Genomic DNA, 16,987 nt, shown 5'->3' on the forward strand with positions numbered 1-16,987 from the left:
GGGCAGGCCTCCGTGGCGGCGGGCTATTGTTACCGAGAGAGACCATTAATCCACTTGCCTTTTCAACGGGCAGTGTCCGGTTGAAAAAGCTGCTTTCTTTGGTGACTTTCTTTGCAGCAGCAAAGAAAGTTACCCCCCCGCCGGGGAGGCGGCTACTGAACCAAAACGCCCCAAAAACACCAGCATGTAAGCAACCATATACCGACCCTACGCCCACGATAAGCGAACCAAAAACAAAATACGCTAAGCTAAAAAAACACCCATAGGGAGCCGCATATGAACCTGCAATGCCCCAGCCTCTTCGAGCAATCCGCATACATCGGCGGAAAGTGGATCGACAGCACGGCACTACCGCGAATTCCGGTCAGCAACCCATCCACAGGCGATATCATCGGCTCCATACCGCAGGTATCCGCAGAGCAAGTGACAGAAGCGATCGAATGCGCGCAAGCGGCCTTACAGGACTGGCGCGGCTGGAGCAGCCGCGAACGCGCATCGGTGCTGCGCGAGTGGGCGGCGCTGGTGAACAATCATCGCGATGATCTCGCCACGATCCTGTGCGTAGAACAAGGCAAACCGCTGCACGAAGCGCGCGCCGAGATTACACAGGCATCGAATTATCTGGACTGGTTCGCGGAGGAAGCGCGCCGCATTTATGGCGACAATATTCCCGCGCCGCGTCGCAATCAGCGCATACGCGTGCTGCACCAGCCGATCGGCGTGTGCGGCGCGTTCACCTCGTGGACTTTTCCCTCGTCGATGGTCGCGCGGCGCGTGGGCGCGGCGCTCGCGGCGGGCTGCACGGTGATTCATCATCCCGATCCGCAGACGCCGTTTTCCGCCCTCGCGTTATGCGCGCTCGGTGAAAATGCGGGCTTGCCGCGCGGCGTCTTGTCTGTGCTGACGGGCGAAACAGAGCCGATCCGCACGCGTCTGCTCGCCAGTAACGATGTGCGCAAAATTTCCTTCACCGGTTCCATCGACGAAGGCAAGCGGCTGATGTCGATGTGCTCCGACACGGTCAAGAAAGTGTCGCTGGAACTGGGCGCGAATTGCCCGTTCATCGTGTTCGCCGATGCCGATATCGACCTCGCCGTAAAAGGCGCGCTCGACGCGCGTTTCCGTCATTCGGGGCAGGCCGCGATGTGCGCGAATCGATTCTTCGTACATGAAGACGTGTACGAAAGTTTCGTCGCGAAACTGGTCTCGAAGGTCGCGGTGATGAAGGTCAGCGACGGCCTCGCGGAAGGCGCGCAAATCGGCCCGCTTATCAGCGATGCAGCGGTCGCGCGCATCGAAGAACTGGTTGACGATGCGGTGCGCGCAGGCGCTGCGATTGCCACGGGCGGCGCGCGTCTGAATGCCGGATCGAACTTCTATAAGCCGACCGTGCTGACCGATGTGAAACCATCGATGAACATTTGCGGCGATGAAATTCTCGGACCCGTTGCAAGCGTGTTGCCGTTCCGCGACGAAGACGATGTGATCGCGCTCGCCAACGACACGCGCACGGGTCTGGCCGCGTACTTTTATACGACCGATATCAGCCGCGCTTTCCGTGTGATGGAAGCGCTGGAATGCGGCGTGGTCGGCGTCAACGACAGCCTCGTCTTCAACGAAGTCGCGCCGTTCGGCGGCATCAAGGAATCGGGCATGGGACGCGAAGGCGCGCATTCCGGCGTAGAAGAATATCTCGAAGCGAAGTACGTATGTTTCGGCAATTTATGAACTGTCGATGTTTATGAAGGATCGCTGAATATCGCGCATAATCGTTGCGATCACGACGACAGGAGACACGTTCATGTCACGCAGCGTATCTGAAAAACGTGCGGCGTTCCGCGCATTGCACGAGTCCGGCTGTTTCATGCTTCCTAATCCGTGGGATATCGGTTCTGCGCGTTATCTCGAGACGCTCGGTTTCAAAGCGCTCGCGACCACCAGTTCCGGTTTCGCCTGGTCGATGGGCCACGCCGACAACAGCGTTACGCGCGATGCCGTGCTCGCGCATCTGCGCACTATCGTCGATGCCACCGACTTGCCCGTGAACGCCGACTTCGAAAGCGGCTTCGGCGCGACTCCTGATGAAGTCGCTGAAAGCGTGCGGCTGGCGATCGAAACCGGCGTCGCAGGTTTATCGATCGAGGATTCGACGGGCGATACGTCCGCGCCGCTCATGTCCATCGATACCGCCGTGGAGCGCATCAACGCCGCGCGCCGCGCCATCGATGCCAACGGTGGCGACACGCTGCTTATCGGCCGCGCGGAAAACTTCTTCGCAGGCAAGCCCGATATCGACGATGCCATCGCGCGGCTCAAAGCGTATTCCGATGCAGGCGCGGATTGCCTCTACGCGCCCGGCATCAAGTCGCGCGAGCAGATCGAAGCGGTGGTGAAAGCGGTCGGACCGAAGCCGGTAAATCTGCTGATCGGCGGTGTATCCGAATTCACGTTGAATGATGTCGCGTCGATGGGCGTGCGTCGCGTGAGCGTCGGCGGCGGATTGGCGCGCGCGGCGTGGGGCGGTTTCATGCGCGCAGCGCTTGGATTAGCCGATGGCCGTTTCGATGGCTTCAAAGACGCGGCCGCAGGCGATGAGCTGAACGGCATCTTCAATCGGCATACTAAATAAAAAGAGAGGAGATATGGCTCGCGAAATCATCCGCGTCGAACCGCTTTCGACGTGGCTCGAAGGCTTCAAAGCGCCGACGTCCGCCGTCACGCGTCATGGCGATACCGTCTATGTGTCCGGCTTTCCGCCCTTCGATCCCGCCACCGGCCAGATCGCCGTCGATGCGAGTATCGAACGGCAAACCGAACTGGTGATGGAGCAGTTGAAGCTGTGCGTGGAAGCGGCGGGATCGTCGATGGATCAGGTGTTGAAGTGCAATGTGTATTGCACATCCGTCGAGGCGTTTCCCGTGGTCAACGCCATTTACGCGCGATACTTCGCGCCGCATTTTCCGGCGCGCATCTTTATCAACGTGCCCGCGTGGCCGGGCAAGTTCGATATCGAAATCGATTGTGTGGCGGCTGTTAGTTTTTCCGATGTGTCATGTACCTGAGATAAACGATCACATTGTCGATATCGCCGTCGCTCATGGCGTTTTTGTCGAAGCCGTGCATCTTCATATCGGGCCACGCGCGGATCGATTTAGGATCGCGAATGAATTGCTTCAGCACCCACGGCTGAAGATATTCCGTCGGGTTGTGCGGCAGATTCAGATCCGGTCCCATCGACGCATCGCCTGCGCCGTTCATTTTGTGGCACGCCATGCATTGCGCTGCGAACAGCGCCTGGCCTTTGCGGATGGGTGAATCGGCGGGAATATTACGCGCGACCGCGATTTGCGGCCATTTGGCGGTGAGCGTCGGCGCGCTGCGGATCGCATCGACTTTGTACGGCCACTGCTCGCTCGTGATATGCGATGCGGATGGATCGATCCACACGACGTAGAACGGACCGATATCGTCGCCGTTCGGCAGGCGCGGCCATTTTTCGTTATCCGATTCAATCGCGAGCCAGGGCGTGGCTTGCGTGCCATTGAACACGAGATTTGCAGGCAAATGCGTGACAAAGCCATCGGTGCCGGTGATCTGCAATTCGTGATTGGCGGGCAGGGCTTTAACAGCATCTTCACCGAGCAAGGCGCGCAAAGGCACCGCGCGATAAGTCATCGTCCGATGGAACACGACGTCATCGGGAACGTGAAGCGTGACGGCATCCCCACGCGCGAGCAGTTGTTCCGTCGTATAAACGCGCTTCGTGCCGATATCGACGACAAGACTCGCCGCCATCGACGAAGCACAAGTCAGCATAAAACATAGAAGCGCGAGTGCGTGTTTGAATCGCATCGAAAAAATCCCGAGATTGATCAATCGATCTGCTTCTGCCAAATCGCAATCGCGCCGCCCACCAGCGCCACACCGATCATGAAATAAAACCCGTCCAGCGCGCTCAAAAAACTCGCTTGCTGCGTGACGATGCTGCTGATTTCGCCCATCGCCAAACCCTTCGCCTGCGCCGCGCCATACCCAAGCGATTCGAACCCGCCGACGAGCCGCTCATACGTATTCTGAAACAGCGGATTGAACGGATTCACGCTTTCCGCCAACCGCGTCTGATGCACCGCCAGCCGATGCTGCTGAAGAATGATCATCGTTGCCGTGGCGAAAGAATACGTCAGTTGCTTGACGATGTTCTTGAAGCGATAACCGTGATTGAACTCCTCGATCGCAAAGATCCGGAAAGTCAGATTCGCCACCGGCAACGCGATGAACAACAGCAAACACCCGCGCAACGTCAGCGGTAACACGAGCCACGGCATGCTGGCATCGGGCGGCATGCGCACCATCCACGCGCCGATCAACGCCGCCAGCAAAAAGCCCGGCACGATCACCCATTTCTTATGCGTGATGCGCGCGGAATAGCGGAAATAAACGAAGGCCATCAACAGCGAACCCATCGACGTAAAACTAGTCAGTCGTCCTGCATTCTCCACCGGATAACGCAACCCGCCTTCCAGAAAACGCGATACGAGAAACCCCATCGCATTGTTGATGTAGTAGAACGCGATATACAACGCAATGCCCGCGCGAAACGTTTTCTCGCGCAACGCATGCAGCCGCAGCAAGGGCTTCGGATGATGCCACTGATGCCACACGAAATACGCAATCGCGCCGATCCCGCCAATGGTCATCAAGAGCAACTCGGGCGACGTGCTGAACAACTCGAATCGCACTTGCTGCATGACGATTTGCAATGCGCCTAAAGCAAGCGCGAATGTCATGTACGGCCAGAAATGCGCGTCGCCGCGTTGCTCGGGTTGCACGTGGCCGCTGTGCGGGACCGCCAGCAACGCAAAGCCGCCAAACACGAAACCGGCGAGCGCGGTGCTGGTGAACAACACGCGCCAGCCGAAGTAGCCGATCAAATAACCGCCGACCATCGGCGCGAGGCCGCTGCCGAGCAGGATCATAAACAGAAAGCGTTTCACGGCCGGACCGCGCGTCTGCGGCGTGAACTTCGATTGAATCAGAATGCGGCACGCGCTCATCATCGGGCCGATGAAATAGCCCTGAAATCCGCGCGCGAACGCCAGTTCTATCGACGATTCCGACATCGCCGCCGCCAGTCCGCCGACCGCGAACAGCACCAGGCAGCCGCCGACATATCGACGCCAGCCGAGCCGTTCGACAAACCATTGCTGCTGCAAAATGCCGAGCACGGACGCCACCGCATACGCGCTCGACGACCACACGAGTTCATCGACCGATGCGTTGATGCCGCCCGCGATATGGCTGGTGAAGAACGAGAAGATCGCGTTGTCGAAATAATCGAGACCCGTGGCGAGCGCAATGGCCCACGGAAAAAAGTCGGCGCGAAGGCGTGAGACAAAGGAGCGCTGACTCATCGATGCTGCCGGAGTCATTTCGCGGCATCCTCCTTGCTTGCAGGTTTGCGGCGCTTGCGCGCGGCGCGTTCTTTCAGCAGGTCTTCCCTGCTCTCGCCCGCGATGCGCCGCTGAATGTAGCTTAGGTCATCGGCCAGTTCGCCGCGAACGGCTTGTGCTTCTTTCAGCTCGCGTCGAACTGAAGCGATGCGCGCATCGATTGATTCGAGTTGTTGCGACAGCGCGCCTTCGATTTCGCGCAGCGAACTCATGGAGTAGGCGGAGCGGCCTTCGCTCACGGAATCGAGCGGACGTTTCAGTATTTCGGTGATGCCTTGCAGCGAAAAACCGAGCGAACGCAGCCGCAAAATGCGTGCGAACTTTTCGAGGTCCTGTTCGCTGTATAGCCGATACCGCCCTTCGCTGCGGTCCGGCGTCACCAGGCCGCGCTCTTCGTAATATTTGAGCGTACGCGGCGTGACATCGAGACGCTCGGCGGCGTCGCGGATGGTAAGCAATTCGGCTTTGGACGCGGACATACGGCGCTCCGGCACGGGAAAACGGCATTATAACGCCAACCTGTACGTTCGCGTACGGGTTGGGTCGGACGCATGATGCTTGGGAAGGCGCAGTGATAGACTTGGACGCACGATGCACAACGAAGCAATACGCGCATCGCCCGATTCACGACATGATTAAAAAAGGCGCATGAACAAACGATTCTCGATGATCCGCGACTTCCATCTGGCCGACTGGTTCACGCTCGGCAATGCGGTCTGCGGCACCGGCGCGCTGTTCTCGTCGATGTCCTATCTCGACGACAACGACGTGCTGCATATCTATCTCGCGGTGGCTTTGGTATTCGCCGCGCTCGTCTTCGATGTGCTCGACGGCCGCATTGCGCGGTGGCGTCAGAAGGCTTCGCTATTGGGCAAGGAACTGGACTCGCTGGCGGACGTGATTTCGTTCGGCGTCGCGCCAGCGATCATCGGCTATGGATTCGGCATGCGCGGGTTATATGACCGCGTGATATTGGCGTACTTCGTGGCGTGCGGCGTGTCGCGGCTGGCGCGCTATAACGTGACGACCGAAGAGATGTCGGGCGGATCGGGCAAGGTGACGCACTTTGAAGGCACGCCCATTCCGACATCGTTCGCCATCGTGCTGATGCTGGGCATCGCCGCTTACCTCGGCGCGGTCGGCGAGAACATGTGGTTCGGCACGTGGAAGTTCGCGGGCTTCACCCTGCATCCGCTGGTGATGGTTTATGCGATTTCCGGTTCGTTGATGATCAGCCGGATTCGGATTCCGAAGCCTTAAGCGACTCAGTGCAGCTTCCGCCCGATCGCGGCGAAATGCACCAGCGCGATCAACGGAAACGCGGTCGCGATCATCGCGACCAGCGGCCATCCGCCCTGATCGTAAATGCGGCTCGCGAATGCCGAGCCGCATGCGCCGCCCACGAAGATGCTCGTCACATACACCGCGTTCAGCCGATTGCGGCTCGCGGCGTCCAGACCATAAATCTCGCGCTGGCCGAGCACCATATTCATCTGCACGGCGAAGTCCAGCAGCACGCCCGTCACCACCAGCGCACCGACGCCCCACGCCGGATGCACCAGCACCGGCAAATAAGCCAGCACCGCCAGCGATAACGCGATAAAGGTCGCGCGCACCGTATGCCCGGCATCGGCGAGACGCCCGGCGATGGGCGCGGACGTCGCACCGATCGCGCCGATCAGCGCGAACAGGCCGATCTGCGTCTGCGTCAAGCCATAGTGACGCGTGAGTTCGATCGGAATCGCCGTCCAGAACAGACTGAACGATGCGAACATCAGCCCTTGATAGAACGATCGGCAACGCAGAAGGCGCAGCGTGCGCACCAGATGCCCGATCGATGCGATCAGTTCGAAGTACGTCGCCTGATGATCAGGCTGTCGGCGCGGAATGGTCAGCGCCAGCACGACCACGATAAACGCCATCAGCACGGCCGCGGCGGCGAACATCGCGCGCCAGCCGAAGTGCCCGGCCACTACGCTCGAGATCGGACGCGATAGCAGGATGCCGAGCAGCAAACCGCTCATCACCGTGCCGACCACTTTGCCGCGCGATTCGTCCGGCGCGAGATGCGCGGCCAGCGGAATCAAAATCTGCACCGCGACCGACGAAAAGCCGATCAGCAGCGAAATCAGCAGAAACCAGCCCGGCGAGTGCGCCATCGATGCCGCCGCGAGACTGGCGATCGACACCAGCACGGTCACGATCATCAGCTTGCGGTTTTCGAGCAGATCGCCGAGCGGCACGATAAAGAACAGCCCGAGCGCGTAACCAATCTGCGTCAACGAGACGATCAGGCTCGCCGTGCCGTTCGCCATGTGCAGGTCGGGCGCGATCAGCTCGGTGATCGGTTGTGCGTAATACAAATTCGCGACGATAGCGCCGCAGCAGAAGGCGAACAGCGTGATCAGGCCGCGCGTCAGTTCGATATGTTTTGAACTATCGTTCGCGCGGGAGGCGGGCGTCGACATGGGTTTTCCTCGATTGGCGAAAGCGAAGGATACGCGTTCGAAGAAAACCGTGCAGGGCGCGAAATCACGGCTGAATGCGGTGTTTATAGTCGTGCAGCGTCTCTTTCACGTAGTTCCAGTACGTGTCGTCGTCGCGGCGCAGGCCCATTTCGCCGTTGCGATACGCAATCGCCAGCGCGAGATTCGCTTCGGGATTTTCGCCGTGCGCGGCGCGTTCGAGCCAGGCGAGCGCCTTCGCGTCGTCGCCGCGTTCGCGATACACATTGGCAAGCTGAAACTGCGCTTGCGGCATGCCATGTCGCGCGGCGAGTTCGAGCCATCGCACGCCGGCGGCGGTATCGCGCGGGGCGCCGTAACCGTTGCGATAGATCGACGACAGCCAGTACGCAGCCTGTGCGCCTGCGGGCGGCGCGTGGTCATCGTCGAGCGTGGCGGGCGCGACGGGCAGCGAATGCGCCGCGCGTTCCAGCCACACGCGGCTTTGCGTCAGGTCCGTCTTTCGATCGAACAGCACGCGTCCGAGCATGTACTGCGCATCGACGTTGCCGCTGTTCGCGCTGCGTTCCAGCCAGCCGATGCCCTCGCGCGTATCGCTGTCGTCGTTGCGGGCGACCAGCACGGTGCCGAGCGCGAGTGCCGCTTCATCGTTGCCCGCCCACGATGCGGCGCGCAGCTTGGTCATCGACGAAACAGAGCGGGTGGAAAGCGCATGCACGCGCCATTCGTCGATATCGCGCGTGGGCGTGCGTGCGGCCACGAAAGCCGCCGCAGCGAACACGCCTGCGGTGATCAGGAGAACGCGTGTGAAAATCATTGCGCGAGGTTGATCGAATAAACCGCGAGACCCTTGCCGGTGCCATCATCGGCCTGAATCTGCGTGATATTGGTGATGCCCTGCGTCTGCGCGAGCGCCGCCAGATTCGGCGCGGACTTGAACGTCACCTGACCTTGCGTGCTGACCTTGGTAAAGCGCCAGCTTCGATCGATTCCATTCGTCACCGACGTAATCGACTTGATCTTTTTGATGTACGAGATCAGCACGTCACGATTCGCATCCGGCGATGCGTAGATCGTCTTGCTGCCGTCCAGCCCCGGAAAATTCCCGCCGCCGCTCGCACGATAATTGTTCGTCGCGACAATGAACGCCTGATCGCTGGCCACCGCCGTGCCCTTGTAGCTTAGATTCTTGATCCTGCTCCCAACGGCCTGCGTCACATCGATCTCATACGTGAAGTCCTTCGACGTGATCATGTCGAAGTTGTAGCCCGGATAATTGCTCACCAGCGCCTGCGCCGCAGTGGAAGTCGGATCGATCCGATTGAAGCGCTGCGCCGCCGTTTCGAGCCACGCCTTCAGATCCGCGCCCGTCACCTTCACGGCATAGACCGTGTTCGGGTACAGATACAAATCCGCCGCGTTGTTGATCGCCACATTGCCCGCCGATACATCCGTGAAGTCCGTGCCGCCGCCGAAGCCGCTCTTGAACGGCGCGCTCACGGACAGCACCGGAATGCCCGCGTATTGCGGCAGATTCGCGGCGATATAGTCCGTCACGTACTGCGCCTGCGCCTGATTGACGATCTCGATGGCCGATACATCGCCCACGTCGGCGAAGTAGCTGGTCATGCGGAAATCGGTCGAGCCGATCGGCGTCTTCACGTAATCGATGGTCGCCTGATGTTCGGCGGCGATGGCGGCAGAAACGGTCGGATCGGCGGCGACGTAGGTTTTATCGGCGTTCTGGATGGCGCGTGCTTCGACTTTCGTCGCGCTCTTGTCGATATTCCACGTGCCGTTCGAATACGTCAGCGACAGCGCGATCACGCCGAGGTGCTTGCCCCAGAAGTTCGCCATCACCGTCGGCACGCCGTTGACCGTGCCCTTGACCTTATCGACGCCCGGCAGATTGAACTGCGAGACCGTACTGGTCGCATCCGGAAACACCTGATGCGAGTGGCCGATCATCAATAAGTCGATGCCCGGCACCGTCGAGAGGTAATAGCTGCCGTTTTCCATCGTCGGCGAATAAGCGGAGTTGTCCAGCCCGCCGTGCGACATCGCGACGACGATCTGTGCACCTTCCGCGCGCATCTGCGGCACATACTTTTCGGCGCTTTCCTTCAGGCCCTGCGTGTACACGTTGCCTTCTAGATTGCGCTTGTCCCACGACATGATCGCGGGCGGCGTAAAGCCGATCACGCCCACTTTCACCGGCACGGTGACGGCCTTGCCATCCGGTCCCGTCGCGGTGATGTTGCGCGTGACGATGGTGTAGGGCTTGAAGATCGGCTGCGCGGTTTTCGCGCCGAGCACATTCGATAGCACCAGCGGGAACGCCGGTCCGGCGCAACTCTGCTGTTGCGCGACGGGCGGCAGATTCGGCACATCGAGCTTGTTGCCGGTGACTTGCGCGAGGAACGGCAGGCCGTAATTGAATTCGTGATTGCCGATGGTGCCCGCGTCGTACTTCAACGCGTTCATCACCTTGTAGACGGCCAGCGTGGTCTGGCAGTTCACCGGCGAGACCAGCGCCTGATAGTCGGCCAATGCCGTGCCCTGAATGGTGTCGCCATCGTCGAGCAGCATGGTGTTGGCGAATTCCTTGCGCGCGGCGGCGATCAAGGTCGCGGTGCGCTCCAGACCGATCGACTTGTCTTCGGCGAGCTTGAAGTAGTCGTAGCTAAGAACGTTGGTGTGGATGTCGGTGGTTTCGAGCATCGCGAGCGTGGCCTTGGTGCCATCGGCGATTGCCGGCGTCGCGGGCGTGTCGTTGTTGTCGTCGTCATAGCCGCAGGCGGCAAGCAATGCCGTCGATGTCAGAACCAGCCCCAGCGCGATCCGCTCACGTTGTTTCATCCCTCGTCCTCTTATGTGGTCATTTATTACGAGGAGGGAAGATACGTAAGGTTTGTGACAGTAACCCGACGCACGCCGAAAACGTTCCGTAAAGCGCGACTCGGCGAAAGCTGCCATGCAAACGTTTAGCGTTGTTTTTAAACACTTGCAGTCAAGTTTCGTCAAGAAAGCGCCGTTTACAGGCACATGAAGAGGCGTGGCCGAAATGGTTAAGCGACGCCATCGTCCCCAAACCGATTTCCGAACCCTTTTTCCAGCAATGCGATTGAAACGTCCGACCGCGAGCCTCGCCGGGATTCTTTCGGCAGCCCTCGTCTCGCTCTCGCTGTCCGCTCACGCCGATGAACCGCCCGTCGTTCCGCTTACAAGCGGCAAGCTGCTGCTGACCGGCGGCGTTTCGCAGGTCGAAGGCGCGGCGGGCGGCGGTCTCGTGCCGTGGGCCGTGATCGGCGGCTATGGCACCGCGCAGCAGGTTGGCGCGGACGTGCACGGCACCTATGTCCACACGCAGGACTTCGCGCTCGGCACCTACGGCTTGACCGTGGGCGTGGCGAATCGCGTCGAATTTTCGCTGGCCCGCCAAACTTTCGATACGCGCGATGCAGGCGCGGCGCTCGGTCTCGGCGAGAACTTCAAATTCAATCAGGACATCTTCGGCGTGAAAGTGCGCGTGCTCGGCGATGCCGTGCTCGATCAGGACACGTGGGTGCCGCAGATTTCCGCGGGCATCCAGTTCAAGCACAACGAACAGGGCGATATCGTCAAGGCGGTCGGCGCGGTCAGCAATTCCGGCACCGATTTCTATTTGTCCGCGACCAAGCTGCTGCTCGCGCAAAGCCTCTTGCTCAACGGCACGCTGCGCTTCACGAAGGCGAACCAGTTCGGTTTGCTCGGCTTCGGCGGCGACAAATCGAATGCGTATCATCCGGAATTCGAGTCGTCGGTGGCGTATCTGCTGTCGAAAAGCGTGGCGATCGGCGCGGAATATCGGATGAAGCCGAACAATCTGGGCTTCGCGCGCGAACAGGATGCGTACGACGCGTTTGTCGCGTGGGCGCCGAACAAGCATGTTTCGCTGACGCTCGCGTATGTCGCGTTGGGCGATATCGCGACCTACAAGAATCAGCGTGGCGTGTATGCCTCGCTGCAGGCGGGATTCTGATCATGAAGATTCGATTCGCCGCTTATGCGGCGCTCGTGCTCGCGTCTTTCGCGAGCGTCAATGCGTACGCCGACGACGCGCTCTACAAACAGTTCGGCGAGAAAGAAGGCCTGACGAAGATCGTCGATGACATGTACGACAACGTCCTCGCCGATCCGCGCACCGCGCCGTATTTCGAAGACGCGCCGGTCAAGCGCATCAAGCCTTTGCTCGTCGATCAGTTCTGCGAGGCGATCGGCGGTCCGTGCACTTACACCGGCCGTTCGATGAAGCGCGCCCACGAAGGCCACGCCATCGACCGTGCCGCGTTCAATGCGCTGGTCGAAGACCTGCAACTGGCGATGGACAAGAACAACGTGCCGTTCCACGCCCAGAACAAGCTGCTCGCGAAGCTCGCGCCGCTGTATCGCGATGTGCAGGATCGTCCATGAAAAACCTTATGAAGATGTCGAAACTTCTTGCTTTCGTTAGTGCGTTTGCATTCGCCGTTTCGTTCGCGCATGCGACGAGCATCAACGTGCAGGTGTTGGATCAGGCCGGCGCGCCCGTGCCCGACGCCGTCGTCTACGCGATGCCCGTGAACGGCAAGCTCCCCGCGAGCAAGCCTGCGCCAGCCATCATCGATCAGGTGAAGCGCCGTTTCGTGCCGATGGTGTCCGTCGTGCAGACCGGCGCGGCGGTCACGTTCCCGAACAAGGACAACATCGAGCACGATGTGTATTCCTTTTCGCCCGCCAAGCGCTTCGAATTGAATCTGTACCACGGCATTCCGGCCAATCCGGTCACGTTCGATAAACCCGGCCTCGTCGTGATGGGCTGCAATATTCACGACACGATGGTCGCGTACCTGCTGATCGTCGAGACGCCGTACTTCGCGCGCACCGACGCGAACGGCACCGCGACGCTGACCGTGCCGCCAGATTCGTACAAGCTGATCGCGTGGCATTTCCGCCTGACCGATCCCAACGCGCAGCCGACGCAGAAGGTCGCTGCCAACACGGATGCAGCCACGAAATTCTCGCTGCAACTGAAGAAAGCCGAGTAACGCCATGTTTCTCCACAGCCTGCGTGCGCGCATTGCACTTGCTTTCGTCGTCTTGATGCTGATCGCGCAGGCTGCGGCGTATCTCGTCATCAATTCGGTGATCGTGAAGAACGCGCATCGCGGCGCGGAGGAACAACTCACCGTGGCCGAGCGCGTGTTCGGGCAGGTGATACGCGGCAACAGCGAACAGTTGACGCAGGCCGCCACGGTGGTCGCCGCGGACTTCGGGTTCCGCGAAGCGGTCGCGTCGCACGATGGCAAGACGGTGGCGTCGGCGCTGGAGAATCACGGCGACCGCATTCATGCCGACATCGTCATGCTCGTCGGTCTCGCCGGCAAGCTGATCGCGGACAGCGCGGGCACCGATCACGCAGGCTCGACGTTTCCGTTTCCCGCGCTGATCAAGACCGTCGCCAAACGCGGCGATGCGTCCTCGTTCGGCATGATCGGCGGGCGTGCGTATCAGCTCGTTGCGGTGCCCGTGAAAGCGCCGATCACGATTGCTTGGGTCGTGATGGGATTCGCCATCGACGACGCCCTCGCGCGCGAAATGAGCACCATCACGTCGCTCGATGTCTCGTTCCTCACGGTCGATGCAGGCGGCAAATGGGGCGTGCTCGCCAGTTCGCTGTCCGACTACGCACGCGCAACGCTCAAGGATCAGAATCAACTCGCGGACGAAGGCTTCGTGACGCGCCTCGTGCCGCTGCATTCGGAAGGGCGCACGGTCGCGGTGCTGCTGGAGCGCTCGCTGATCGAAGCGCTCGCGCCGTATCATCGGTTGCAGTCCACGCTGCTGATCATCACGATTCTCGGCGTGCTGGTGTCGATCATCGTGAGCGTGCTGACGGCGCGTTCGGTGACGCGGCCCATCGCGGCACTGGCGGCGTTTTCGACGCGCATCGGGCAGGGCGAATATGCGGAGCCGCTCGAAGTCCGCCATCAGGATGAAATCGGTCAGCTCGCGCACGCATTCAATCAGATGCAGGAAGGCATTGTCGAACGCGAACGGCGCATCACCGAACTGGCGTATATGGATCGGCTGACGGGCCTGCCGAATCGCGCGCTGTTCAACGACCGGCTGCAACAGGCGCTCGCTTCCGCCATGCGCACCAACAAGCCGCTCGCCGTGATGATGATGGACCTCGACCGTTTCAAGTACGTGAACGATACGCTCGGCCATCCGATCGGCGACATGCTGCTGTGCGAAGTGGCCAAGCGTCTGCGCGCCACGCTGCAACGCCAGACCGATACTGTCGCGCGTCTCGGCGGCGACGAATTCGCGGTGCTGCTGCCCACAGATAATATCGATGCCGCGCGTCTGCTCGCCACGCGCATGCTGCGCGCGCTGGAACAGCCGATCACCATTGAAAATCAACTGGTGGATGTGGGCGCGAGTATCGGCATCGTCACGTTCCCGGACAATGGCACGGACATGAACGTGCTGCTGCGCCGCGCGGATATCGCCATGTACGTGGCCAAGCGTTCGAACCTGGGCTTCTCGCTCTACGACGAACGTCACGATCAGAACAGCGCCGAACGTCTCTCGCTGATGAGCGAATTGCGTCAGGCCGTCGAGCACAACCAACTCACGCTCTACTACCAGCCGAAGGTCGATCTGGCGACGCATCGCGTGAAATATGTGGAAGCGCTGGTGCGCTGGGATCATCCGACGCGCGGCTTCGTCGCGCCCGATCAGTTCATTCCGTTTGCCGAGCAGACTGGCTATATCAAGACCATTTCACGCTGGGTCGCGGACAAGGCGATCGGGCAGTGCGCGGAATGGCGCGCACAAGGTTTGGACATCGAAGTATCAGTGAATGTGTCGGCGCGTGAGTTGATTCAGTCGTCGTTGCCGGAGACGTTTCAGGGCTTGCTCGAAAAGCATGGCGTGAAGCCGGCGTGGATCTGGATCGAGATCACCGAAAGCGCGATCATGGACGACCCGAATCACGCGATCGAAACGCTGGATCGTCTGCATGCGCTGGGCATACGCTTGTCCATCGATGACTTCGGCACCGGTTATTCGTCGCTGTCGTATCTGAAGCGCATGCCGGTGGACGAGATCAAGATCGACAAGTCCTTCGTCATGGGCATGGCTGATCATAAGGACGATGAAACAATCGTTCGGTTAACTATCGATCTTGGCCACAACATGGGGCTGAAGGTCGTGGCCGAAGGCGTGGAAAACGAAGAAATGCTGATGCGCCTGAAAGAGCTTCAATGCGATCTGGCGCAAGGTTTCCATCTGAGCCGGCCGCTGCCGCCGGCCAGGCTCGAACTGTGGCTCAACGGCTGGAAAGCACAGAACGCCGTCGCCGAACATCAGGCGCGAGAACAGCACGTGGTCGCGCAACAAGCCTGAAGCTTTTCCTTCTTTCTGAACGCGCATTTCACTGCAACGTTCTGTCCCGATCTGCACCTGAAAGGTTTTCGACATCGTTCGATAGAACCGGTTCTGTCACGCCGATATCGTTCGTTCACTTTCACGACATGGGCCACAACACATAAAAAGGTCCATGTAGACGAATGCTTCGCCGAGGCCGTTGCGAGAACACCATGAACAAGAACGTCAGAGTCGCCATTCTGGACGACCATCCGCTCATATTGTGCGGACTTCGGAAGATGCTCGAAGCAGAGGGCTTCGACATCGTCGGCGCCGAATCGAGCCCGGCTGGCCTCAGGCACTTGCTGGAAGGCGCGAAGTGCGATGTCGTGATCGCCGACTATTTCATGTCTGGCGATGAACTGGTAGGCGGCTGGCGTTTTCTCGCTGCGATCTCCAGTGACTATCCCGCGCTTCCCGTGCTGGTCTACAGCGATTCGGAAGATCCGTTCCTGCTCGGCAGTCTCGCGCAGCGCGGGGTGGCGGGAATCGTCAGCAAGCGTGAAGAGATGGGCGAAGTGATCAACGCGTTGAACGCGCTCGCCTCACGTGGCCTTTATCGATCACCTGTCACGCTCGACGCCATTCAACGATTCTCATCGCAGCCCGAATTGCGCCGCTTCGCCGGGCTCACGCGGCGACAGATGGAAGTCGCTGGCCTCATGTTGTGCGGCCTGAATGTGCGCGACACCGCGCGATTGTTGCGCCGGCGTGTCAACACGATCAGCGCGCAGCGATCGGAAGCCTGCAAGCGGCTCGGTTTTTCGGGCGAATCGGAAATGTATCGCTTCGCCTTCGGGCATGATTTGTGGCTGGATCGAAGTGCGTGGGAAACACGCAGCGCTGCCCACTGAAAGGGCGCTGCGGCATCAATTGAAAAAGGAAACAGCGGGTATGTCCGGCAAGCTCATTCGTGTCGCCATTCTTGACGATCATCCCCTCGCGGTCTGTGGGCTGCGCGGTGCGCTCGAAGCCGCAGGCTGCGAAGTGATTGGTACGGCGACAAGCCCGAACGACATACTCGAACTATTGAGTCGCGTCGAATGCGATGTCATGGTCACCGACTACATCATGCCGCGCGCCGGTGAACTGGACGGCTGGCGGTTTCTATCGGCGGTTTCCATGGCCTATCCGAATCTGCCGGTGCTCGTGCATAGCGAATCCGACGACCCGTTCCTCATCGGCAGTCTCGTGCAACGAGGTGTTGCGGGTATCGTGAATAAGCGGGAGGACTTGTCGGAAGTGGTCACGGCGGTACGGCGACTGGCGCGGGGCGGGCGGTATTCGTCGCCGGTCTCGGAGGCCGCGCGTGCTCGTTTCGCGTCGATGCCAGAATTGAGGCGATTTGCATCGCTGACGCGTTGGCAGATGGAAGTTGCCGGCCTCATGCTGTGTGGTATGTCGGTATGCGAGACATCGCGTTTCCTCAACCGTGGCAAAAGCACCATCAGTGCGCGGCGCGTCAATGCGTGTAAGCAATTGGGTTTTGCACGTGATTCCGAATTTTTCCGTTTCGCGGCACGTCTCGGTCTCCGGCTGGATCGCAGCGACGTGGCGCACAAGGCGCAGTACGTTTAAGAAAGCCCGTCAATCGAAATTGTTCTATTGAGGCTGCTGGCA

General features: G+C 60.1%; 17 protein-coding genes. 11 read left to right on the forward strand and 6 right to left on the reverse strand.

The genetic code is table 11. The features are described 5' to 3' along the window. The 4 genes from P7F28_RS21800 to P7F28_RS21815 all read left to right on the forward strand — a co-directional run. On the forward strand, window positions 1-266 hold a 266-nt coding region (locus P7F28_RS21800), incomplete at its 5' end, for a hypothetical protein (protein WP_277186775.1). 10 nt (window positions 267-276) lie between these two features. Further along, window positions 277-1,728, forward strand: a complete 1,452-nt coding sequence (locus P7F28_RS21805; protein ID WP_277186776.1) for an NAD-dependent succinate-semialdehyde dehydrogenase — start codon at window positions 277-279, stop codon at window positions 1,726-1,728. Between the two features lie 73 nt (window positions 1,729-1,801). Next, window positions 1,802-2,629, forward strand: coding sequence for an oxaloacetate decarboxylase (locus tag P7F28_RS21810; RefSeq protein ID WP_277186777.1), 828 nt, complete (start codon window positions 1,802-1,804; stop codon window positions 2,627-2,629). A 13-nt stretch (window positions 2,630-2,642) separates the two neighbouring features. After that, on the forward strand, window positions 2,643-3,062 hold the full coding sequence (locus tag P7F28_RS21815; RefSeq protein WP_277186778.1) for a RidA family protein: 420 nt from the start codon (window positions 2,643-2,645) through the stop codon (window positions 3,060-3,062). Here P7F28_RS21815 and P7F28_RS21820 read toward each other — a convergent pair. From P7F28_RS21820 to P7F28_RS21830, 3 genes are read right to left on the reverse strand one after another with little or no spacing between them, the layout of a single operon-like run. Continuing rightward, window positions 3,034-3,852: a cytochrome c gene (locus P7F28_RS21820; RefSeq protein ID WP_277186779.1), complete on the reverse strand. Its 819-nt coding sequence runs from the start codon at window positions 3,850-3,852 to the stop codon at window positions 3,034-3,036. The genes P7F28_RS21815 and P7F28_RS21820 overlap by 29 nt on opposite strands. A gap of 20 nt (window positions 3,853-3,872) precedes the next feature. Then, on the reverse strand, window positions 3,873-5,429 hold the full coding sequence (locus P7F28_RS21825; protein ID WP_277186780.1) for an MFS transporter: 1,557 nt from the start codon (window positions 5,427-5,429) through the stop codon (window positions 3,873-3,875). After that, window positions 5,426-5,929: a MerR family transcriptional regulator gene (locus P7F28_RS21830; protein ID WP_277186782.1), complete on the reverse strand. Its 504-nt coding sequence runs from the start codon at window positions 5,927-5,929 to the stop codon at window positions 5,426-5,428. The genes P7F28_RS21825 and P7F28_RS21830 overlap by 4 nt, the downstream gene beginning before the upstream one ends. A 169-nt stretch (window positions 5,930-6,098) precedes the next feature. Here P7F28_RS21830 and P7F28_RS21835 point away from each other — a divergent pair, with 169 nt between their 5' ends. Further along, window positions 6,099-6,710 (forward strand): phosphatidylcholine/phosphatidylserine synthase, encoded by a 612-nt coding sequence (locus P7F28_RS21835; protein WP_277186783.1) that lies wholly within the window; start codon window positions 6,099-6,101, stop codon window positions 6,708-6,710. A 5-nt stretch (window positions 6,711-6,715) separates the two neighbouring features. Here the strand turns inward: P7F28_RS21835 and P7F28_RS21840 are convergent, their stop codons facing one another. The 3 genes from P7F28_RS21840 to P7F28_RS21850 form a co-directional block, all read right to left on the reverse strand. After that, window positions 6,716-7,918 (reverse strand): MFS transporter, encoded by a 1,203-nt coding sequence (locus P7F28_RS21840; protein ID WP_277186784.1) that lies wholly within the window; start codon window positions 7,916-7,918, stop codon window positions 6,716-6,718. Window positions 7,919-7,982: 64 nt separating this feature from the next. Beyond that, complete coding sequence (locus P7F28_RS21845) at window positions 7,983-8,732, reverse strand: tetratricopeptide repeat protein (RefSeq protein WP_277186786.1); 750 nt, start codon at window positions 8,730-8,732, stop codon at window positions 7,983-7,985. Beyond that, a complete protein-coding gene (locus P7F28_RS21850) occupies window positions 8,729-10,774 on the reverse strand; it encodes a bifunctional 2',3'-cyclic-nucleotide 2'-phosphodiesterase/3'-nucleotidase (protein ID WP_277186787.1) in 2,046 nt (681 codons plus the stop codon). Before P7F28_RS21850 ends, P7F28_RS21845 begins: the two co-directional genes overlap by 4 nt. 259 nt (window positions 10,775-11,033) lie before the next feature. Between P7F28_RS21850 and P7F28_RS21855 the strand changes: the two genes are divergently transcribed. The 6 genes from P7F28_RS21855 (at window position 11,034) to P7F28_RS21880 (ending at window position 16,945) form a co-directional block, all read left to right on the forward strand. Next, a complete protein-coding gene (locus tag P7F28_RS21855) occupies window positions 11,034-11,936 on the forward strand; it encodes a DUF3034 family protein (RefSeq protein WP_370467372.1) in 903 nt (300 codons plus the stop codon). A gap of 2 nt (window positions 11,937-11,938) precedes the next feature. Beyond that, the gene (locus P7F28_RS21860) at window positions 11,939-12,367 is read left to right on the forward strand and encodes a group 1 truncated hemoglobin (RefSeq protein ID WP_277186789.1); all 429 of its coding nucleotides are present in this window, start codon (window positions 11,939-11,941) and stop codon (window positions 12,365-12,367) included. Continuing rightward, the gene (locus tag P7F28_RS21865; protein WP_277186790.1) at window positions 12,364-12,981 is read left to right on the forward strand and encodes a methylamine utilization protein; all 618 of its coding nucleotides are present in this window, start codon (window positions 12,364-12,366) and stop codon (window positions 12,979-12,981) included. Before P7F28_RS21860 ends, P7F28_RS21865 begins: the two co-directional genes overlap by 4 nt. Before the next feature lie 4 nt (window positions 12,982-12,985). Further along, entirely contained in the window at window positions 12,986-15,346 is a 2,361-nt protein-coding gene (locus tag P7F28_RS21870; RefSeq protein WP_277186791.1) for an EAL domain-containing protein, read from the forward strand. Window positions 15,347-15,540: 194 nt separating this feature from the next. Then, a complete protein-coding gene (locus P7F28_RS21875) occupies window positions 15,541-16,221 on the forward strand; it encodes a response regulator transcription factor (protein ID WP_277186792.1) in 681 nt (226 codons plus the stop codon). A gap of 40 nt (window positions 16,222-16,261) precedes the next feature. Next, a complete protein-coding gene (locus P7F28_RS21880; protein WP_277186793.1) occupies window positions 16,262-16,945 on the forward strand; it encodes a response regulator transcription factor in 684 nt (227 codons plus the stop codon). Window positions 16,946-16,987: the final 42 nt, after the last annotated feature.

It is taken from the genome of Caballeronia sp. BR00000012568055 (assembly GCF_029439455.1).
Taxonomy (GTDB): domain Bacteria; phylum Pseudomonadota; class Gammaproteobacteria; order Burkholderiales; family Burkholderiaceae; genus Caballeronia.